Here is a 19,587-nt window from a genome sequence, read left to right as displayed (position 1 = left end):
ATGGCGAGGGCCCGGGCACGGATCGCGGCGCTCCTCATCGCCCTCGGCGTACTCGCCGGGGCCACGATCTCCTGGCCGCTGGTCGGGGCCACACCCGCATACGCCGCCGGCCCGACCAGCCAGGCGCGGGCCGAGTTGTGCAGCACCAAGGAGTGGCAGACCGACTTCCGCGCCTGCGTCGGGAAGCTCAAGGCGGTGAGCGAGGACCAGGTCGAGTGCCGTAACGCGCCGGTGCCGGGCGCGCCGGACTCCGGCCTGGCCGGCTGGTTCGCATCCCGGCCCGACTCGGCCAAGCAGCCCGGCCCGAAGGGCCTCTACAGCGACTACGGATACGCCGGCTACAGCTACACCACGTACGACGTGGACGGCGGCTGCGCCTCCTCCGTGCTCCACCCCGACTACCGCTTCACCACCATGGTGGCGAACGGCGAGTTCATGTTCGCCAACGCGGTGATCGGCGCGTCGAACGCGTTGCGGGAGCGCGCGTGGGACCCGCGGACCATGTGGCGTTGGGCGGACCCGCTTGTGGAGCAGGCCACCAAGGCCGTCTACCAGAAGGTGTTCAGCGTCTTCGGCATCATCACCATCTGCGTGGTCGGCCTCTACCTGCTCTGGCGCTCCCGCCAGTCGGACATGAGCAACGCGATGACCACGGCCGGCTGGGCGATCCTGGTGATGGTGGCGGTGACCGCGCTTGCCGCCTGGCCGGTGAAGTCCGCGAACATCGCCGACAACACACTGATCACCACGCTCGGCGTGGTGCACGACGCGGTCGGCCCCTCCACCAAGGACACTCCCCCTGGCCAGTGCGACGACCCCAACCCCGAAGCATGCAAGGACCATCGACCACCCGCCGTACGGGCCAGCGACACCGCCACCGAAACCATGCTCTACCGCAACTGGCTGCGCGGCATCCTCGGCTCGGCGGACAGCGAGACGGCCAAGAAGTACGGCCTGGCCCTCTACGATGCCAAGTCGCTGACCTGGGACGAAGCGGAGTCGATTCGCGCCAATCCGGCCACACGCGATGTCGTGATCAAGGCCAAGCAGCAGCAGTGGGCCCGGGTCGCCGAGCAGATCAAGTCGGAGGACCCGGAGGCGTACGAATACCTCCAGGGCACCAAGGACATGGACCGGATCGGCGCCGGCTTCATCGCGGTCCTCGCCTCGCTGCTCTTCGCCATGTTCGACCTGACCGCGTCGGTGCTGGTGCTGCTCGGTTTCCTGATCTTCCGGTGGGCGGTGATCGCCGCGCCGATCCTCGGCACGGTCGGCCTGATGCGTCCGGCCAGCGCCGGACTCCGCCGGCTGGCGAACGCCGTGGTGGCCGCCGTGTTCAACATCGCCATCTTCGGCACCGGTGCGGCGATCTACCTCTTCGCGGTCGACCTGATCATGAATACGGCCACACTGCCCGGCTGGCTCCAGGTGGTCCTGGTATGGCTCTGCGGGGTGGTGGGCTGGCTGCTGCTGCGGCCGTACCGGCGGATCACCCAGCTCGGCGGCAAGGACAGCAGCGAGGCGGTCAGCTCGGCCGGTTCGTGGCACCGCAGGTTCTTCCGGGACATGCGGATCGCCGCCCGGTTGGACGTGGCCGAGCCCGGTGGCACCAACGAGCCGACGCTCGGCCGGCGTCGCGGCGTCGTGGCCGACCAGCGCAGCCTCCGGCCGGAGGCCCGGCACGAGGATCCGGCGCACGCCGTCCCCACGGTGGAGCGGGAACGGCCGGACGGGCGGGAGCGGCCGGACGAGGCGCCTGCCACCGAGCGCCGGGGCGGGCGCCCCACCACCGCGCCCCGACCGCGCCGCGCGCCGTCGACCTGGACCGAGCCGGATGTGCCCGAGGAGGCGCCCTCCTACGCCGTCTACCGGCCGGACTCGGCGGACCGTGGTGGCGCGCCGGCCCGACCGGCGCCGCGGATCCGCACCGAGGCGAGGTGAGACCGGTGCGGCGGGCGGTGGAATTCCTCTTCACCCGGGTCCTCCGGTCCCGGCTCGGCGTGGCGCTGGTGATCGCCGTCCTGGTCTTCGGGGTGATCGGCGCGGCCCGGCTGGTCTCCGGCCCCGCCGACCCGGGCGGCGGCGTGGCCGTCCGCCCCACCCAGCCGATCAGCACGGCGGATCCGGAGGCAGGTGAGGACGGGATGCTGTCCAGCCCGCCGGCCGCGGTCGCCCCGCGGACGCGCCCGGGCGAGGCCCCGCCGGAACAGGTCGCCGCGCGGTTCGCCACCGCGTGGCTGACCGGCCCCGGCAGCACCGGGGACGCCTGGCAGGCCCGGCTGCGTCCGCTCTCCTCCCCCGCGCTCGAGGAGAAGATGACAGGCGCCGACCCGGAGACCGTGCCGGCGCGGCGGACCACCGGCCCGCCGACGCTGCGGCCACGCACCGAGTCCTTCGTCGAGGCGTTGATCCCGCTGGACAACGGCACGCTCCGGCTTGAGCTGGTCGCCCCGGACGGCCCGTGGCTGGTGGACGCGGTCGATTGGGAGCGCCCGTGACCGCCGGGCCGGCCGCCGCCGCGCGGGTTCGCCGCAAGCTGCGGGTCGGCGTGCTGGCCACCGCGGTCACCGCCGTCCTCACCCTGCTCTGCTGCGTCGGTGGCGCGGGCGCGTTCTTCCTCACCGAACTGGGCGGCGACCGGGAGGACCCGAAGCTCGCCAGCCTGTCCTGCGACCCCGACTACCAGGTCAACCTGACCGGCGACATGCCACGCTTCGCCAAGTACGGCGAGAGCCAGCTGCGCAACGCCGCCGTCATCATCAAGGTCGGACAGGACATGAAACTGCCCGCCCGGGGCTGGGTGATCGCGCTGGCCACCGCGATGCAGGAGTCGGCGCTGCGCAACCTCGCCAACAGCAGGGTGTCGGCGTCGCTGGCCCTGCCGCACGAGGGCGTCGGCGCCGATCACGACTCACTGGGCCTGTTCCAGCAGCGGCCCGGCTGGGGCAGCGTCGAGGAGCGGATGACGCCCTCGTACGCGGCCCGCAAGTTCTACCAGAAGATGGCGAAGGTGCCGGATTGGGAGCAGCGGCCGCTGACCGCGGTGGCGCAGCGGGTCCAGGTCAGCGCGTTCCCCGACGCCTACGCCAAGCACGAGGCGCTGGCCGGGCAGATCGTCGACGCGCTCGCCGGCGGGGCGGCCCGGACCGTGGAGATCGCCGGTAGGGCCGTCTGCGACGCCGCCGCCGGGGCCCGGATCGCCGCCTCCGGCTGGACCGCGCCGCTGCCCGGCGGCGTGGTTTCCGGCTTCCGGACCGAGGCCCGCCCGAGCCACGACGGCGTGGACCTGGCCGCGGGCAAGCGGACCCCGATCCACGCCGCCTCGGCGGGCCGGGTGCTCGTCGCCCGTTGCGACCCCGACCACTCCGGCAGACGGGACTGTGACCGGGACGGCTGGCCGGACAAGGGCGGCTGCGGCTGGTTCGTCGACATCCTGCACGCCGAGGGGTTCATCACCCGCTACTGCCACATGATCGAACGCCCCAAGGTACGCCCGGGCCAGGAGGTCGCGGCGGGCGAGGTGATCGGGCTCTCCGGCACCAGCGGCAACTCCTCCGGCCCGCACCTGCACTTCGAGGTGCACCACGACAGCGACCGGTCCAGCGGCGGCGCCGAGAACCCGGTGCCGTTCATGCGCGAACGGGGCGCGCCCCTGGGCGAGACCAAGTGAGGTCCCGCCCGTGAGCAACCCGCTGCCGGACCCCTTCGCGGACCGCCCCGACTGGGCCCCGCTGCCGCCCCGTCCGGTAGACGTCGTGCCCGCCACCGGCGGCGCCGAGTTACGCGGTCGCCGCGTGCTTGTCGGCCTCCCCGGGCTCGGCTGGCGCGGTGACCTGCGGGCCGACGAGCGGGTGGTGCAGGGCAGCCGTACCTACGTGCCGGTCATCCCGGAGCACGAGTGGTACCGGGCCGAGTCCGAGCAGGTGGAGGTGTTCGCGCCGCTGGTGCCGGTGGAACGGGTCTGGGTGGAGACGATCGGCGAACGGCGGACGATACCGGCATCGACCGGATCGGGCCTCCGGCTGGTCTCGCTCGACGCGCCGGCCCGTCGGCCGCCCACTCCGGTCTTCGAGGCCGACGCCGTGACCGGGCGGCGGGTGGTGCACGTGGACGGCGGCGTGGAGCGACGCGACCTACGCGCGGTCACCGAGACCTACTCCGGCGCGGACGGCGACATCTGCGTCCGGGTCGCACCCGAGGTGGAGTGGTACCGGTGGGCCTGGCGCGGCCAGGCACCCACCACCCTTGAGGTGCCCGTTCATCTCCTCTGGCTGGAGTAGGCGCCGCCTAGCTAATCTTGCTCGCCTCGCAGATACGCCAACCGTCCTTGGCGTCTACCAATCCGAACCGCCAAGCTTCACGACGGCTGCTCCGTGGCTGACCGTCTTGTGAACTTGAGATGGCAAGCGTCGTGGTTACCGACTCGCCTTGTCCATCCTTAGCTCGGATCAGAGGCGCCCAGCTCACTTTGATCACCACATTGAAGTTGGCCTCGCGTTGCTCCAGCTCCGCCCGCAATGCACGCATGTCGGCGAGGCCACCGTCGTTCCCGCAGGCGAACTCCCGGGCTTTGGTGTCATTACGGTCGATGAGATATGCCTGGACGTAGTTCGCCACCACCACGTCCGGGGCGCTGCGGTCCGGGGCGGTCGCCCGGTCGTACAGCACGAAACCGACAAGCGCTCCGCCCGTGCAGAGCAACGCCAACACCCCGGCGATGATCGTGAGCACCGTACGCAACGGGCGCTTCGGCCGCACCGGACTCGGAGCGGGCGCGGGGGGCGCCAACTGCTCCGGCGGGGTCCGCTGCGCCGGTACGCGGGAGACCTGGGAACCGGCGGGGGGCTGCACTGATTCCACCCCCTGAGGCTATCGGCTGCGCGCCGCGTACCCAATGCCTCAGAACTGGCGGATCGTGGCGAACCGCCGGGCGGACGCCGCCCGGCGATCGGGTGAGGCTGGTCACCGGCGGGCAGCTCACCGCGCCGACCGACATCCCGGTGGAGGGCTGCCGGCTGGGTTACCGTCACAGCTCGGGGGGAAGATGTCGGCCTCGGGAAGAGAGGTGGACGCGGTGGCGACTCCGAAGGCGCGTGCCGGTCGGGCCGCCGCGCTGCACCGCCGGGCCGAGGCCGCAGCGACCGCGGCGGCGGGCATCCTCGACGAGATCCGGCCCGCGCCCGCCGATCACCACCGTCAGGACGAGTTGGCCGAGCGCCTGCGATCGGCGGCCGAGCGGGTGGCGCCCGGGTGGGCCGGCGCGCCGCTGGAGGCGCTGGCGTCGACCACGCCGCCCGGCGACGGCCCGCCTCCCTGCGTCCGGGTCGGTGCCGCCGCGCCACTTGACGACGTCCGCTTTCCCGCGCTTGTGCCCCTGCTGGGCAGCGGCCACCTGAGCGTCGACGCGGACGCGTCGGATCCGCGGGTGGCCGGGCTGCTCCGGGCGCTGCTGCTGCGCCTCTTCGCGGCGACGCCGGCGGGTGAACTGCTGGCCCGGGTGGTCGACGGCGGTCCGGGCGACACGTTCGGCGGGTTCGCGGCGCTCGCCGACGCCGGCCTGCTGCCACCGCCCGCCACCGACCTGGCCGGGCTGCGGGCGGTGCTGGCCGAGGCGGAGCAGTGGGTGGCCGCCGGGAGCGCCAGGCAACGCGGCCACGACCGTACGCTGCTGCTTGTGGTCGCCGCGTGGCCCGCCGGCGCGGGTCCGGCCGACCTGGACCGGCTCGCCGATCTGGCGGAGCGGGGGCCGCGGGCCGGGCTGCACCTGGTGGCCGCCGGTTGGCCGGCCGGCAGCCCGATGCCCCGGGCCACCCCGCTCACGGTGCGCACCGCGTACGCGCTTGTCGGTGACCCGCCGCAGGTCGGGTTCAGCAGCCCGGGCGCCGGCTCGCCGGGCGGGTTGAACTCACCTGTGTTCCTGGACGACGGTCCGCCACCGGAGCTGGTCGCCGAGGTGTGCCGGCGGCTGGCCCGCCAGATCGAGGACGGTTCCCGGCTGACCCTTGCCGATCTGCTGCCGGCGGACGGGTTGTGGGCGATCGACTCGGTCGACGGGCTGAGCACCACGGTCGGCGACGCGGCCGGGCGGCCGGTGAGTCTCGGCTTCACCGAGCTGACCCCGCACTGGCTGGTGAGTGGCCGGTCGCAGGCCGGCCGGTCGGCGTTCCTCACCGATACGCTGTTCGGGCTGGCCGCCCGGTACGGCCCGGACGAGCTGGCGCTCTACCTGGCCGACCTGGGTGATGGCGAGTCCTTCGTGGAGTTCCTCCAGACCGAGCGGGACCGGTCCTGGGTGCCGCAGGTCCGCGCCGCCGGGATGGCCGCCGACCGGGAGTACGTCGCGGACCTGTTCGGCGAGTTGGAGGCGGAGCTGCGCCGCCGGGAGGAAGCGTCCCGGCGGGCCGGCGGGCAGCGCTTCGCCGAGCTGCGCGGGCACCAGTCGCTGCCCCGGATCGTCTGCGTGGTCGACAACTTCCCGCTTGTGCTGCGGGACCGGGACCGGCTCGCCACCGATCTGCTGGCCCGGCTGGACGCGTTTGCGCGCGCCGCCCGTTCGTACGGGATCCACCTGGTTCTGGCCGGCGAGGGTGACCTGGGCATCGGCGGCCCGCGGGATCCGCTGCTCGGCCAGTTTCCGGTGCGGGTGGCGCTTCCCGGCGGCTCGGCGGTGCTGGAGCCGGCCAACGACTCGGCGGCCGGCCTGCCGGTGGGCAGCGCGGTGGTCAACACGGCCGGTGGGCTGGGCGGCCCGCGGGGCGCGACCCGGGGCCACGAGCGGATGATCCGTTTCCCGGACCCGTACGGCGATCCGGCGGTCCTCACCGACCTGCGGCGGCGGCTGTGGTCGGCCCGCCCGGAGGACGCCGTCCCGCCTGTGGTGTTCGCCGGTTACGCCCGCCCGCTGCTCGCCAACGATCCGCGACACCGGGCGGCGCTTGCCGGTCGGGCCCACGCGCCGGCGGCGTTGCTGGGTCGGGCGGTGGACGTCCGGCGCAGCACGGTGGCGGTGCCGCTGGGGCCGGCCGCCGGGCGCAACCTGGCCGTGCTGGGCCGGGACGAGGAGGCCGAGCGGCTGCTTGTCACAGCGGTCCGTAGCGCGGCGGCGGCGCACCCGGACGCCGGGCGGTTCGTGCTGGCGCCGCTTGCGAACGGGTCGGCCGAGCCGGCCGGTGTGCTCGCCGCCGAGCTGGCCGGGCGGCATCGGGTGGAGACGGTAGACGCCGCCGGGCTGCGGGTGGCCGTCGAGTCGGACGAGCCGGGCTACCTGGTGGTGTTCGGCTTGGACGTGCCGGACGCCGCCGAGGTGCCGCCGGAGTTGCTGCGGTCGCTGCTGTTGGAGGGGCCACCGGCCGGTCGGCATCTGCTCGGCTGGTGGCGCACGCCGGGCCCGTTGGCCGGGCTGCTCGGTCCGGCGGGCGAGGTGGACAAGCTCACCGCCGTGGCGGTCACCGACGTGCCGGGTGGCCGGCTGGAACGGCTCTTCGACCGGCCGGTGTGGTGGCAACCCCGCCCCGGTCGCGCGGTGCTCTGGGACGGCCCGGCGGAGCAGGGCACGGTCTTCGTGCCCTTCGGCGCGGAGGACGGCACCTGATGAGCGAGACGGGGACGGCGGTGCCCGGGCCGCGGGTGGGTGATCCGACCGTGACGGTGGACCCCGCCGAGTCGGCGTGGGCGGAATACGTGGCAGCCGCGCGGCAGCTCGACGGGGTACGCCGGGCGGCGGCGACCGCCGCCGGGGAGCAGGCCCGGTCGGTGGCGGCGGCCCGCGAGGAGCTGACCACGGTACGCGAGCGGCTGGCGTCGCAGCAGTCCCGGCTGCGTGAGCTGGGCGTACCGCCGCTTTCGCTGGTTCCGACGCCGCCTGAGGTGACCGAGGCGGCCCGGTCGATGGCGGGTGGGCCGTCGGCGGTGCTGGCGGCGTTGCGCTCGGCCGGCGGCTGGGCGGATGCGGCGGACGACGCCTTGGCGGCGCGTGGCCTGCCCCGGCTGGCCCGGTGGCCGGCCCGTCCGCGCAACCTGCTGGTTTACGGGCCGGCGGCGGTCGTGGTGCCGCTGCTTCAGCTCGCTCTCTATGCGCTCGTCGGCCCCGGGCCGGTGATCGTGGTGGCGCTGCTGGTGGGGCTGCCGCTGCCGGCGGTCGCGTTCATGGTGGGCTGGCTCGCGGTGGGGCGGATCTTCCGCCCCCGCCCGACGGATCGGGTGGACCGGACGCCCCGGTTCGGCGCCCTGGTCTGCCTGGTCCCGGCGGTGCTGGCCGCCGCCGGGCTGCTGCTGGCCATGTTGCCCGGCTGACCGTCCGGCGACGGCGACGGCCGCGCCTCCCGGGCGGGGGTACGCGGCCGTCGGGGAGCCGGGTCAGCGGTGCATGATCAGCGCCATCGCCTCGGCCCGCGACTTGGCGTCGTGCTGGAGGCCGCCGCGGACGGCCGAGGTGATGGTCTTGGCACCGGATTTCTGGATGCCCCGCATGGCCATGCACATGTGCTCACATTCGAGCACCACGATGACGCCGCGTGGGTTGAGGCTGGACATCAGCAGGTCGGCGATCTGGGAGGTGAGCCGTTCCTGCACCTGCGGCCGGCGGGCGAACACCTCGACCAGCCGGGCCAGCTTGGACAGGCCGGTGATCCGGCCGTCCGGCCCGGGGATGTAGCCGATGTGCGCGCTGCCCCGGAACGGCAGCAGGTGGTGCTCGCAGAGGCTCATCACGTCGATGTCCCGGACGAGCACGAGTTCCTCGTGGTTGGCCTCGAAGGTGGTGCGGAGCACCTGCGCCGGGTCGACCCGCAGGCCGGCGAAGAGTTCGGCGTAGGCGCGGGCGACCCGGGCGGGCGTCTCCCGGAGGCCGTCGCGGTCCGGGTTCTCGCCGACCGCGATGAGGATCTCCCGGACCGCCTTCTCGATCCGGGTGAGGTCGACGCTGTTCTCCACCGGGCCACCTGTCAGCCGGCCGCTGATGAGGCGCGCGGCGACGTGGTCGAGCGCGTCGTCCTCGTCGGGCTCGGTCGCGGAAACGGCCGGCTCCCGGTCAAGGGAGCCGGCCGTCGGGTCGGTGCTCAGTGCGTACCGTCCGAGTTGTTGCTGGAACCACCGATCGAGGCGGCAGCGTCGGCGCGGGCCTGCGTCGCCAGCGCGTCCTTCTCGGCCGGGGTGAGCACCGGTGGCTCGGTGGAGGGCAGGCGCTTGCCGAAGCCGTGGTAGGGGGCCATCGGCGGGCGCTTGACCACCCGGGCGCAGATCCGGGCCATGTCGGCGGTGGAGAGGGTTTCCTTCTCCATCAACTCCAGGACCATGTTGTCCAGCACGTCCCGGTATTCCACCAGGATCTCCCAGGCCTCGTCGTGGGCCAGTTCGATGAGCGCGCGCATCTCGCCGTCGATCTCGGCGGCCACCGAGTCGGAGTAGTCCCGCTCGTGGCCCATGTTGCGGCCGAGGAACGGCTCGTCGCCGCTGGTGCCGTACTTGATCGCACCGAGCTTGGAGCTCATGCCGTACTGCGTGATCATCGCGCGGGCCAGTTGGGTGGCCTTCTCGATGTCGTTGCCGGCGCCGGTGGTCGGCTCGTGGAACACCAGTTCCTCGGCCGCCCGGCCACCAAGCGCGTACGCCAGAGTGTCGATCATCTCGGCCCGGGTCTGGGTGTACTTGTCCTCGGTCGGGAGGACCAGGGTGTGCCCAAGCGACCGGCCCCGGGACAGGATGGTCACCTTGTGCACCGGCGCGGCGTGCGGCAGCGCCCAGGCGACGAGCGCGTGCCCACCCTCGTGGTACGCGGTGATCTTCTTCTCCTGGTCGCTCATCACCCGGGTCCGGCGCTGCGGCCCGGCGATCACCCGGTCGATCGACTCTTCGAGCGAGTCGTTGCTGATCGCCCGCTGCTCCTTACGCGCGGTGAGCAGCGCGGACTCGTTGATCACGTTGGCCAGGTCGGCGCCGCTGAAGCCCGGGGTGCGCCGGGCGACCGCGTCGAGGTCGACGTCGGGCGTGAACGGCTTGCCCTTGGCGTGCACCCGGAGGATGGCCTTGCGGCCCTCCATGTCGGGGGCGTCGACCGGGATCTGCCTGTCGAACCGGCCCGGGCGCAGCAGCGCCGGGTCGAGGATGTCCGGCCGGTTGGTGGCGGCGATCAGGATGACGCCGCCCTTGGTGTCGAAGCCGTCCATCTCGACCAGGAGCTGGTTGAGGGTCTGCTCCCGCTCGTCGTGACCGCCGCCCATGCCGGCGCCGCGGTGCCGGCCGACGGCGTCGATCTCGTCGACGAAGACGATCGCCGGCGCGTTCGACTTGGCCTGCTCGAACAGGTCACGGACCCGGCTGGCGCCGACACCGACGAACATCTCGACGAAGTCGGAGCCGGAGATGGAGTAGAACGGCACCCCGGCCTCGCCGGCGACCGCGCGGGCCAGCAGCGTCTTGCCGGTGCCGGGCGGGCCGAAGAGCAGCACGCCCTTCGGGATCTTGGCGCCCAGGGCCTGGTATTTCGCCGGGTTCTGCAGGAAGTCCTTGATCTCGTGCAGTTCCTCGACGGCCTCCTCCGCGCCGGCCACGTCCGCGAAGGTGGTCTTCGGCGTGTCCTTGGTGATCATCTTCGCCTTGGACTTGCCGAAGTTGAGCACCCGCGAGCCGCCGCCCTGCATCTGCGACATGAAGAACAGCAGCAGGAGCACGAGCAGCGCGATGGGGAGAAGGTTGACAAGCAGGCTGACCCAGATGCTGTCCGACGACACCTTGGTGTCGACCGCACCGGTGATCCGGTCCGCCGCCTCGGCTTCGCGGACCTGGTTCCAGACCTGGCCGCCGACCTCGTACGGGAACTGCGCCTCGATCTTGTCGGTGGTGGTGTCGCCGAACTTGGCCTTGTCCTTCAGGTCGAGCTGGAGCGTCTGCTCCTTGTCCTGGAAGACGACCTTGTCGATGCCACCGGAATTGAGCTGGTTGAGCGCAACGGATGTGTCCACCCGGTGGTAGCTGGGACCAGCGGTGAACAGTTGACTGAGCACAACGGCGCCGAGGATGACCAGGATGATCCAGACCACCGGTCGGCGGAAGAAACGCGTACGTTCCATGCTGTCGTCGGGCACCGAGGCGCCCGCATCCTCCTGATCGACGTCCTGACCGTCTGAATGGTGTCGCCGCCTCGGCGGCGGCCGGGGCCGCCGTGCGGGCCGGCCCGACCCCCGGGGCACGCGAACTGCCGCACCACGGTCATTCGACGGTACACCGTGCGCGCGAGGAGTGAGCTTGCGAGCCCCGCAGTCGCGCACAATTCGAGCCCAGTGCGCGCGAGGAGTGAGCTTGCGAGCCCCGCAGTCGCGCACAATTCGAGCCCAGTGCGCGCGAGGAGTGAGCTCGCGAGCCCCGCAGTCGCGCACAATTCGAGCCCAGTGCGCGCGAGGAGTGAGCTCGCGAGACCGACACAATTACGCGTACGGCGAACCGGGGTTTGAGCCGGCGTGGCCGGGGAGCTCCCCACCCGATCCGCACCTGCCGCACGGTCACGCGGCCTGAGGGGTCGGGCGTGGAGGGTGCCTCCACGTCACCGGCCCTACCGTAGACCGAAAGACTGAGAGCCCGCTGAACGTCCGCTGACGAACGGCCGGCCGGGCGCTCAGGCCCGCGCGTAGACCTCGGGCTTGAGCACCCCGACGTATGGCAGCTCGCGGTAGCGCTCGCCGAAGTCGAGGCCGTAGCCGACGACGAACTCGGTCGGGATGTCGAAGCCGACGTATCTCACCGGGACCTGCACCTTCACCGCGTCCGGCTTGCGGAACAGGGCGACCACCTCGACGCTTGCCGCGGAGCGCGACTCCAGGTAGCGGAGCAGCCAGGAGAGGGTCAGGCCGGAGTCGACGATGTCCTCGACGACCACCACGTGCCGGCCGGCGATGTCCCGGTCCAGGTCCTTGAGGATGCGCACCACCCCGGACGAGGTGGTGCCCTGGCCGTACGACGAGACGGCCATGAACTCCAGCTCCGCGGGCGGGCCCTGGCGGCCCAGCGCGCGGGCGAAGTCGGCCATGAACATGACCGCGCCCTTGAGCACGCAGACGAGCAGGAGACCGTCCTCGACGTGGGCGTAGTCCGCCGAGACCTGCTTGGCCAGCTCCGCCGTCTTCTCGCGGATCTGCGCCTCGGAGATGATCACGTGGTCGATGTCGGCGTCGTACCAGGAGCCGTCAGCCATGCTCCTAGCCTGCCGTACGCCGGATGGCCTCCGTCGGCGGGGCCGCACCTTTCGGCGCGGTCCCGCCGAGGATCTATGGCACTAACGGAACAAATCACCTCAGCAGACGCGGGAGCGCCAGCGCCGCCCGTCGTCGGTCGGCTTCCAGTCGGCCGAGTCGCGCGTGTCGGCGGTGAGCCCGAGGGCGCTGGCGCCGAGGAGTAGGAACAGGAAGAGGAGAAGCAGCAGAACGGTCACGGCGGCGCTCGCTTTCGCTTGGTGGAGAGTGTTTTCGCCGCCGGTGCGCACCGGACACCACCAAGTCTGCGGCCCGCCGTCCGCTGCGGACAGTGGCAGGAATGCCCGCCACCATCGATTTCCTGCCATCACCCGGGTTACCCTCGTCACATGCTCCGCTCAGTTGCCGTCCTCGCGATGGACCAGGTCGCCACGTTCGAGCTCGGCGTGTTCGCCGAGGTGTTCGGCACCGACCGCACCGACGACGGCTTCCCCCGCTACCGGTTCCAGGTCTGCACGCCAGGCGGCCGGGCGGTGCGCACCTCCTCCGGCTTCCATCTCCAGCCGCACGCCGACCTGGCGCCGCTCGAGGAGGCCGACCTCGTCGCGGTGCCCGCGCACTTCAGTGGCGTCACGGTGCCCGGCGACGAGGACCTGGCCGCGATCCCGTCCGACGTGCTGGCGGCACTGCGGCGGGCCGCCGAGCGCGGGGCGTACGTGATGAGCGTCTGCTCGGGCGCGTTCGTGCTCGGCGCGGCCGGCCTGCTCGACGACCGTGAGTGCACCACCCACTGGCTCTACGGCGACGAGTTGCAGCGCCGCAACCCCCGGGCCCAGGTCCGCTGCAACTCGCTCTACGTGCAGGACGGCCGACTGCTGACAAGCGCCGGCACCGCCGCCGGGATCGACGCCTGCCTGCACCTGGTCCGCCAGGAGCACGGCTCCGCCGTGGCCACCCGGCTGGCCCGGCGGATGGTGGTCCCGCCGCACCGGGACGGCGGCCAGTCCCAGTACGTCGAGGCGCCGATCCCGAAGGCGCCGGAGGCGCCCACCCTCGAACCGGTGCTGGAATGGCTGATGGGTCACCTGCACCACGGCGTGACAGTGGACGAGTTGGCCGCCCGGGCCGGCATGGCGCCACGCACCTTCGCCCGCCGGTTCCGCGCCGAAACCGGCACCACGCCGCACGACTGGCTGACCAACCAGCGGGTGCTGCTGGCGCGACGGCTGCTTGAGGACACCCGGCTCAGCGTGGAGAGCGTCGCCGACCAGGCCGGCTTCGGCGACGCGGCGACGCTGCGGCACCACTTCACCAGGCGGGTCGGCACCACGCCGCACGCCTACCGGACCACCTTCCGCGAACGCGCCGACGCCTGACCGGCCCGCTGTTAAGCGGGGCCCCCGCCTATACCGGAGGCGTTAAGCGGGGCCCCCGCCTTGCACCAGGCGGCCGGTGTGGCGGCGCACGGGCAGGCCGCCGGGCAGGTGCGCCGGCCCCTGCCCCCGCCAGTCGGTCACCAGGGCGTCGAGCGCGGCCACGTGCCGGTGGGACAGGGCTGCCGGCGCGGCACCCAACTCCCGCGCCCAGGCGTGCAACACCCGGGTGCGGACCGCCGCCGGCAACGCGGCCAGCCCGTCGACCGAGAGCCCGCCACCGTCGGCCCGGACGTCGGCGAGCGCGTCGACGGCGAGCGCGTCGAGCGCGGCGGTGTCGGCCGCGAGCAGGCGTGCGGTCCGGGCCAGGTTCGCCACCACCGCCGGCCCGAGCGCGTCGACGAGCGCCGGCAGCGCCTCGGCCCGCACCCGGGCGCGGGCGTACGCGGGATCGGCGTTGTGCGGGTCGGCCCACGCCGCCAGGCTGAGCGCCGTACAGGCCGCCCGGGTGTCGGACCGGGCGACGTCGAGCAGCGGGCGCAGCAGCGGCACCCCGTCCCACTCGCGCCGCTCCGGCATCCCGGACAACCCGCGCGGCCCGGCGCCCCGGGCCAACGCCAGCAGCACGGTTTCCGCCTGGTCGTCGCGGGTGTGCCCGAGCAGCACGCCGGCCGCCCCGTGCCGCCGGGCCGCCGCGACAAGCGCCTCGTAGCGGGCCTGCCGGGCAGCCGCCTCGGGGCCGCCGGGTCGCCCGGTCACCCGTACCGGGATCACGTCGACGGGGTCGAGCCCGGCCGCGCGGGCCCAGCCGGCGACCGCGTCGGCGCGCTCGGCCGAGCCGGGTTGCAGGCCGTGGTCGACGGTCACCAGGCCGGCCGGGCGGCCGAGCCGGGGCGCCACGAAGGCGGTGGCCGCGGCGAGCGCCAGCGAGTCGGCCCCGCCGGAGCAGGCCACGAGCACCGGCCCGGGCCCGGGCAGGCCGGTCAGCAGCCGGCGTACGGCGAGCCGGACGGCGGCGACCGCCGGCGCGGGCGCAGACGGTGCCCGGGCGTGCGGCGCGGCCGGTTCAGCCGGCGGTCGGGGTGGCACCGGCCGGCCCGTGCACCCGGGACACCCAGGCGTCCGGGTCGCCCAGCTCGTCGAGCCGGGGCAGGGTGAGCGGGGAGGAGAAGATCTTGTTGAAGCCGGTCATGCCGACCCGGTCGACCACGCCGTGCACGAACTTGCGGCCCTCGGCGTACTGCCGCATCTTGACCTCGATGCCGAGCAGCCGGCGGATCGCCTTCTCCAGCGGGTTGCCGGACTCCCGGCGGCGGTTGAACGCCGACCGGATCGACTCGACGCTGGGAATGACCTCCGGGCCGACGCCGTCCATCACGAACTCCGCGTGCCCCTCCAGCAGGGTCATCAGCGCAGTCAGCCGGTCCAGCACGGCGCGCTGCGCCGGTGTCTGCACGATGTCGAGGACGCTGGCCCGGCTGTCCGGCTCCCGGACCGCGTCGGAGAGCGTGGCCACGCCGCGGCGCAGGCGCTCCAGCAGGTGCTCGCCGCCCTGCGAGGCGTCCACGAACGCCTGCACCTCGCCGAGGAAATAGGCGCGCATCCACGGCACGGCGGTGAACTGGGTGCGGTGGGTCACCTCGTGCAGGCACACCCACAGCCGGAAGTCACGCGGGTCGGCGCCGAGCTTCCGCTCGACCTCGACGATGTTCGGGGCCACGAGCAGCAGTTGCCCGGGGTCACCGGCGAAGACCTCGTACTGGCCGAGCACCCGGCCGGAGAGGTAGGCCAGGATGGTGCCGGCCTGCACGCCGGTGAGCCGGGAGCCGATCGCCTCGGTGAACGCGCCAGGCCGCTTGTCCCCGGAGAGCCGCTCGACAAGCGGGCTGACGACCTCCCGCAACCCGGCGATGTTCGCCGCCGCCCAGTCCCGGCGGTCGACCACGCGCACCGGCGGGTGGGCCACCTGGGCCCGCAGGCCGGTGTAGTCGGCGACGTGCCCGGCGGCCTCCTCGGTCAGTCGGCGCAGGTCACCGACGACATCGGTGGCCTCGGCGTACGACACCCGGGGGCCCGACTTGCTCAGCGCCCCCGCGGTAGCGGCGGCCAGATCCCAGTCCACGAACTGCGCCATGAACCCACCGTACCCGCGCCGGAACACCCCCACCCCGGCTCGCGCCGGCCGATCGACGGCGGTCGGTCACCGACAGCCGCAGCCGGCAAGCGCGGAGGTGATCCGGTCGAGCGCCTGCCGGGTGTCGTCGAGCGAGCCCTGGGTCCGGTCGGTGAGCACGGCGAACGTGAGCAGCCGGCCGTCGGCGGTGGTCACCGTCCCGGCGATGGCGTTCACCCCGGTCAGCGTGCCGGTCTTGGCGCGTACCACGCCAGCGCCGGCCTTGGTGGTGGCCGCCCGGTAGCGGTCGTCGAGCGTGCCGGACCAACCGCCGACCGGCAGACCGCCGAAGATCGCGGCCAGCTCGGGGTGGCTCCCGTTGCCGGCGAGCGTGATCAGGTCGGTGAGCAGCGACGGGCTGATCCGGTTGGTGCGGGACAGCCCGCTGCCGTCGGCCAGGCTGATCTCGTCGGCGGGCAGCCCCAGCTCGCCGAGCACCTCGTCGGTGGCCGCCGCGCCGCCGGCGAAGGACCCGGGCTTGCCCTTGGCCAGCGCGATCTGGCGGGCCATCACCTCGGCGATCACGTTGTCGCTGTCGCTGATCATGATGTCGACCAGGCGGATCACCGGCAACGACTCGACCTTGCCCAGCTCGGCGCCGGGTGCCGTGCCCGACCCGCCGGCGGCCGGAGCGGTCCCCCGGGTCACCTGGGCCGCGCTCCCGGTGAGCCCGAGCAGCTTCGCGAACTGCCGGCCGGCGGTCAGATCCGGCTGGGGCACCCGCTCGGCGGCGTGGTTGGTCTCCTCGGCGGTACGCCGCGCCTGCGCCGGGTCCTTCCGCGCGCCGTCGGTCATCAGCGCGGTGATCGCCGCGCCGAACCCGCCGGTGGGGATGTCGGCGTCCCAGCCGGGCTCGAAGACCGGGCCGCTGAACAGCGACGAGTCGACGATCACCTTGGTCGGGGCGGTGCCGCCGAGCGCGTCGCGTACCTGGGCGGCCAGGTCGTCCAGGCGGGCCGCGCCCGGGTAGAAGGCGTTCTTCCGGTCCACCGCGAGGGTGGGGTCGCCGCCGCCGACCAGGATCACCTCGCCCGGATTCGCGCCGGCCACCGCCCGGGTGGGGATCCGGTACGCCGGACCGCGCGCGGCGAGCACCGCGACGGCGGTGGCCAGCTTGGTCACCGAGGCGGGCACGGTAGGCGTGTCCGGCCCACTGCCGTAGAGCGCCTGACCGGTGCTCACGTCCGCCACCGACACGTTCACCCGGTCGCCGAGCGCGGCGGCGCGTACAAGTGGATTCAGCGCGGCCCGGAGGCCGGCCTCGGTGGGCAGCGGGGCGTTGCCGTCCGGGCCGGCCAGCACGGCCGGCGGGTCGGGCTCGGGCGGCGCGGCGGCCACTCCTGACGGCGTGGCCGCACCGCCCAGCCAGCCGGCTACCGGGCCGGGACGGAGCACCGCCACCCCGCCCACCGCGAGGGCTAGGACCAGCACGCCGACGAGCACGGCGACCAGTCGGGCCCGGCGGCGCGGCCGGACGGCGGGCGGTGGGGAGTATGGCGGCGGGGCGACACCGACCGGCGGGACCGGCGGGCTCACCGGAATCGGGGCGGGCCAGTTGCCGGACGCCGTCCGGTCGTCCGGGCGGCCGACCCGGGCCGAGCCGGTGGGCGGCGCCGCCCGGTGGGCCTGGTTGGCGCCCGGGACTGACACCCGCCCGGCGGCCCCGGGAGGACCGGAATCGGATCCGACGGACCGTCGCCCGTCAACCCCCTCGGGGCGGTAGTGTGAATCTTCCCTCCCCACGGCCCCCTCCTCCCCCACTCGAAATCACCTTGGGTGACACTACTTCGGTCCGAACACTATGCGGCGGCCGGAGCCGGCGGGGGCGTTCCTCCCGTGCGGGCGGCGAGCCGGTGGTTTCCGTCAGCCAGCGTGGGCAACGAGGGAGCGTGGAAGATGGATTTCGACGTCACGGTTGAGATCCCCAAGGGTCACCGCAACAAGTACGAGGTGGACCACGCGACCGGCCGGATCCGGCTGGACCGCACCCTCTTCACCTCCACCCAGTACCCCGCCGACTACGGCTTCATCGAGGGCACCCTGGGCGAGGACGGCGACCCGCTGGACGCGCTGGTGCTGGTGCCCGAGCCCACCTTCCCGGGCTGCCTGATCCGCTGCCGCACCATCGGCATGTTCCGGATGACCGACGAGAAGGGCGGCGACGACAAGGTCCTCTGCGTTCCCTACGAGGACCCGCGCCAGGAGCACCTGCGGGACATCCACCACCTGGGCGAGTTCGACCGGCTGGAGATCCAGCACTTCTTCGAGGTCTACAAGGACCTGGAGCCGGGCAAGTCGGTCGAGGGCGCGACCTGGGTGGGTCGGGTCGAGGCGGAGGCGGAGATCGTCAACTCCTACCGGCGTGCCAAGGAGGCCGCGGAGCGCGGCGAGACGCTGCACTGACGGCGAGACTTCCCCGGGGCCCGGGTCGCATCGGCGACCCGGGCCCCGCCGTGTTCAGGCGAGCAGGCCGCGGGCCCGGTCGTAGAGGTCGAGCACCGCGCAGGCCACCGGGACCACCGCGACCACGAGCGCGGTGTCGGTCAGGTCGGCCAACCGCCCGAGGTACGGCGAGACCGGCCGCCGGGCGTACGTCACGCCGGCCGTGACCGCCGCCAGCGCCAGGGCCAGCCCGCCGGCGGTCAACGCGAGCCGCCCGCCCGGCCCGGCCCGTTCCGCGAGCACCACGCCGAGCAGGGCGTAGCCGGCCAGCCCGGCGGTGACGGCCGGCACCCGGTGCCGCACCGCCACGAAGAGCCGGGAACGCAGCAGCAGCACCCCGCAGGCGACGGCGACAAGCAGCCGCCCGGCGGTCCCACCGGTGGCGACGAGCACGACGGCGGCGCCCACGGCGAGCACCGCGTGCCCGAGCAGCATCCCGGTCAGCGCCTCCTCGGCCCGGGCCACGGCCGCGTGCACCCGCCCCCGGTCGGGCAGGTCCCGGGTGCCGGCGGGGGTGGGCAGGGTGAGCGGCGGCAGCGGCAGCTTGCCCACCCGGATGGCCAGCAGCGGCAGCCCGCCCAGCGCGAAGACCAGGATGCCGAGCAGCACGGCCGCGGTGCCGGCCGGGTCGAGCGGCAACGCACCGAGGGCGCTCGCCGCGCCGCCCGCGCCGACTGTCACGCCGGCCACCGGGACCCGGGACCGGTGGGCCACACCGAGCAGGCCGAGCACCGACACCAGCAGCAGCGCGACGGAGCCGACGAGCAGTTCGGGGGCGCCGAGCCAGCGCAGGCCGGGGACCGGGCCGACCGGATCGCCCGAGCCGACCGCCAGGGCGCCGGCCGCCGCCGCCCAGGGCAGCGCGTATCCGCCGAGGGTGGCGCCGGCCGGGCCGTCACCGTACGCCCGGGAGGCGGCGGTGGCGGCGAGCACCAGGATCAGGGCGACCGTGGCGGCGACCGGCCAGCCGCCGCGTTCCCCGGGACCGGCCGACAGCACGGCGACCAGCCCGACGGCGAGCGGCACACCGGCGCCGGCAAGCGTGGCGGCCCGGGTCGCGCCGGCCGACCAGGCGGCCCCCCGGCGGCGGGACCCGTCGACGATCGCCTCGACCACGTCGTCGTACTCCAGCTCGGGCCATTCCGCCCGGGCGGGCACGAGGTGCAGCACCTCGCCGTCGCGGACACCCTGCGGCAGCAGCGCCTGGGCGGTGGCAAGCACCGCGCCGTCGGTGCGCCGGAGCACCCACCCACCGTGCCGTTCGCCGTCGTCGGCGAGGCCCTCCCCGGCGTGCCGGAGCACCTCGGGCAGCAGCTCGGCCAGGGGAACCTGCTCCGGCAGGGCCACGTCGACCCGCCGCCGGGGCGCGCTGATCGTGACCCGGGCGAGCCCGCTTGTCATCGACGCATCTCCATCA

At 73.8% G+C, this 19,587-nt stretch carries 17 protein-coding genes; 8 read left to right on the top strand and 9 right to left on the bottom strand.

The features are described from left to right. Genes SM450_RS13820 through SM450_RS13805 form a run of 4 tightly spaced genes read left to right on the top strand, consistent with a single transcriptional unit; the run spans position 1 to position 4,280 of the window. Entirely contained in the window at positions 1-1,941 is a 1,941-nt protein-coding gene (locus SM450_RS13820; RefSeq protein WP_474620136.1) for an MFS transporter, read from the top strand. After that, entirely contained in the window at positions 1,938-2,498 is a 561-nt protein-coding gene (locus SM450_RS13815; protein ID WP_474620135.1) for a hypothetical protein, read from the top strand. Before SM450_RS13820 ends, SM450_RS13815 begins: the two co-directional genes overlap by 4 nt. Beyond that, positions 2,495-3,670: a M23 family metallopeptidase gene (locus SM450_RS13810; RefSeq protein ID WP_474620134.1), complete on the top strand. Its 1,176-nt coding sequence runs from the start codon at positions 2,495-2,497 to the stop codon at positions 3,668-3,670. The genes SM450_RS13815 and SM450_RS13810 overlap by 4 nt, the downstream gene beginning before the upstream one ends. A 10-nt stretch (positions 3,671-3,680) precedes the next feature. After that, the gene (locus tag SM450_RS13805) at positions 3,681-4,280 is read left to right on the top strand and encodes a hypothetical protein (RefSeq protein ID WP_474620133.1); all 600 of its coding nucleotides are present in this window, start codon (positions 3,681-3,683) and stop codon (positions 4,278-4,280) included. A gap of 7 nt (positions 4,281-4,287) precedes the next feature. Here SM450_RS13805 and SM450_RS13800 read toward each other — a convergent pair whose 3' ends face one another. Beyond that, positions 4,288-4,851 carry a hypothetical protein gene (locus SM450_RS13800; RefSeq protein WP_474620458.1) on the bottom strand — a complete coding sequence of 188 codons (564 nt, stop codon included), beginning with the start codon at positions 4,849-4,851 and terminating at the stop codon, positions 4,288-4,290. Between the two features lie 214 nt (positions 4,852-5,065). On the opposite strand from SM450_RS13800, the gene SM450_RS13795 reads away from it, so the two are divergent. Both SM450_RS13795 and SM450_RS13790 read left to right on the top strand, forming a co-directional pair. Further along, positions 5,066-7,591 (top strand): FtsK/SpoIIIE domain-containing protein, encoded by a 2,526-nt coding sequence (locus SM450_RS13795; protein ID WP_474620132.1) that lies wholly within the window; start codon positions 5,066-5,068, stop codon positions 7,589-7,591. After that, positions 7,591-8,292 (top strand): hypothetical protein, encoded by a 702-nt coding sequence (locus SM450_RS13790; RefSeq protein WP_474620131.1) that lies wholly within the window; start codon positions 7,591-7,593, stop codon positions 8,290-8,292. The genes SM450_RS13795 and SM450_RS13790 overlap by 1 nt, the downstream gene beginning before the upstream one ends. 63 nt (positions 8,293-8,355) lie before the next feature. Here SM450_RS13790 and folE read toward each other — a convergent pair whose 3' ends face one another. The 4 genes from folE to SM450_RS13770 form a co-directional block, all read right to left on the bottom strand. Then, positions 8,356-9,060 (bottom strand): GTP cyclohydrolase I FolE, encoded by a 705-nt coding sequence (gene folE / locus SM450_RS13785; RefSeq protein ID WP_474620457.1) that lies wholly within the window; start codon positions 9,058-9,060, stop codon positions 8,356-8,358. Continuing rightward, positions 9,057-11,066 (bottom strand): ATP-dependent zinc metalloprotease FtsH, encoded by a 2,010-nt coding sequence (gene ftsH / locus SM450_RS13780; protein ID WP_474620130.1) that lies wholly within the window; start codon positions 11,064-11,066, stop codon positions 9,057-9,059. Before ftsH ends, folE begins: the two co-directional genes overlap by 4 nt. Positions 11,067-11,608: 542 nt before the next feature. Then, complete coding sequence (gene hpt / locus SM450_RS13775; RefSeq protein WP_474620129.1) at positions 11,609-12,184, bottom strand: hypoxanthine phosphoribosyltransferase; 576 nt, start codon at positions 12,182-12,184, stop codon at positions 11,609-11,611. 99 nt (positions 12,185-12,283) lie between these two features. Continuing rightward, positions 12,284-12,421, bottom strand: coding sequence for a hypothetical protein (locus SM450_RS13770; RefSeq protein ID WP_474620128.1), 138 nt, complete (start codon positions 12,419-12,421; stop codon positions 12,284-12,286). A 150-nt stretch (positions 12,422-12,571) separates the two neighbouring features. On the opposite strand from SM450_RS13770, the gene SM450_RS13765 reads away from it, so the two are divergent. Continuing rightward, positions 12,572-13,558 carry a GlxA family transcriptional regulator gene (locus SM450_RS13765; RefSeq protein ID WP_474620127.1) on the top strand — a complete coding sequence of 329 codons (987 nt, stop codon included), beginning with the start codon at positions 12,572-12,574 and terminating at the stop codon, positions 13,556-13,558. A gap of 42 nt (positions 13,559-13,600) precedes the next feature. Here SM450_RS13765 and tilS read toward each other — a convergent pair whose 3' ends face one another. The 3 genes from tilS to dacB all read right to left on the bottom strand — a co-directional run bounded on the left by tilS (position 13,601) and on the right by dacB (position 17,171). Then, a complete protein-coding gene (gene tilS / locus SM450_RS13760) occupies positions 13,601-14,644 on the bottom strand; it encodes a tRNA lysidine(34) synthetase TilS (RefSeq protein ID WP_474620126.1) in 1,044 nt (347 codons plus the stop codon). Continuing rightward, positions 14,622-15,689 carry a zinc-dependent metalloprotease gene (locus SM450_RS13755; protein ID WP_474620125.1) on the bottom strand — a complete coding sequence of 356 codons (1,068 nt, stop codon included), beginning with the start codon at positions 15,687-15,689 and terminating at the stop codon, positions 14,622-14,624. The genes tilS and SM450_RS13755 overlap by 23 nt, the downstream gene beginning before the upstream one ends. Positions 15,690-15,755: 66 nt before the next feature. Then, positions 15,756-17,171, bottom strand: a complete 1,416-nt coding sequence (dacB, locus tag SM450_RS13750; RefSeq protein WP_474620456.1) for a D-alanyl-D-alanine carboxypeptidase/D-alanyl-D-alanine endopeptidase — start codon at positions 17,169-17,171, stop codon at positions 15,756-15,758. A 453-nt stretch (positions 17,172-17,624) separates the two neighbouring features. Here dacB and SM450_RS13745 point away from each other — a divergent pair, with 453 nt between their 5' ends. Beyond that, entirely contained in the window at positions 17,625-18,131 is a 507-nt protein-coding gene (locus tag SM450_RS13745) for an inorganic diphosphatase (protein WP_091070192.1), read from the top strand. 54 nt (positions 18,132-18,185) lie between these two features. On the opposite strand, the gene eccD is transcribed toward SM450_RS13745, so the two are convergent. Continuing rightward, on the bottom strand, positions 18,186-19,571 hold the full coding sequence (gene eccD / locus SM450_RS13740) for a type VII secretion integral membrane protein EccD (RefSeq protein WP_474620124.1): 1,386 nt from the start codon (positions 19,569-19,571) through the stop codon (positions 18,186-18,188). Positions 19,572-19,587 lie beyond the last annotated feature (16 nt).

The sequence above is a fragment of the Micromonospora marincola genome, from assembly GCF_056150385.1.
The sequence above is the reverse complement of the archived record's forward strand: the minus strand, read 5'-3'. Positions and strand labels throughout refer to the sequence as shown.

What these genes read in the sequence shown, in the direction of transcription:
- SM450_RS13820 (WP_474620136.1), top strand. Translation starts at nt 1, where the DNA reads ATGGCGAGGGCCCGGGCACGGATCGCGGCGCTCCTCATCGCCCTCGGC.
- hpt (WP_474620129.1), bottom strand. Translation starts at nt 12,184, where the DNA reads ATGGCTGACGGCTCCTGGTACGACGCCGACATCGACCACGTGATCATC.
- eccD (WP_474620124.1), bottom strand. Translation starts at nt 19,571, where the DNA reads ATGACAAGCGGGCTCGCCCGGGTCACGATCAGCGCGCCCCGGCGGCGG.
- SM450_RS13745 (WP_091070192.1), top strand. Translation starts at nt 17,625, where the DNA reads ATGGATTTCGACGTCACGGTTGAGATCCCCAAGGGTCACCGCAACAAG.
- SM450_RS13765 (WP_474620127.1), top strand. Translation starts at nt 12,572, where the DNA reads ATGCTCCGCTCAGTTGCCGTCCTCGCGATGGACCAGGTCGCCACGTTC.
- ftsH (WP_474620130.1), bottom strand. Translation starts at nt 11,066, where the DNA reads ATGGAACGTACGCGTTTCTTCCGCCGACCGGTGGTCTGGATCATCCTG.
- SM450_RS13755 (WP_474620125.1), bottom strand. Translation starts at nt 15,689, where the DNA reads ATGGCGCAGTTCGTGGACTGGGATCTGGCCGCCGCTACCGCGGGGGCG.
- SM450_RS13790 (WP_474620131.1), top strand. Translation starts at nt 7,591, where the DNA reads ATGAGCGAGACGGGGACGGCGGTGCCCGGGCCGCGGGTGGGTGATCCG.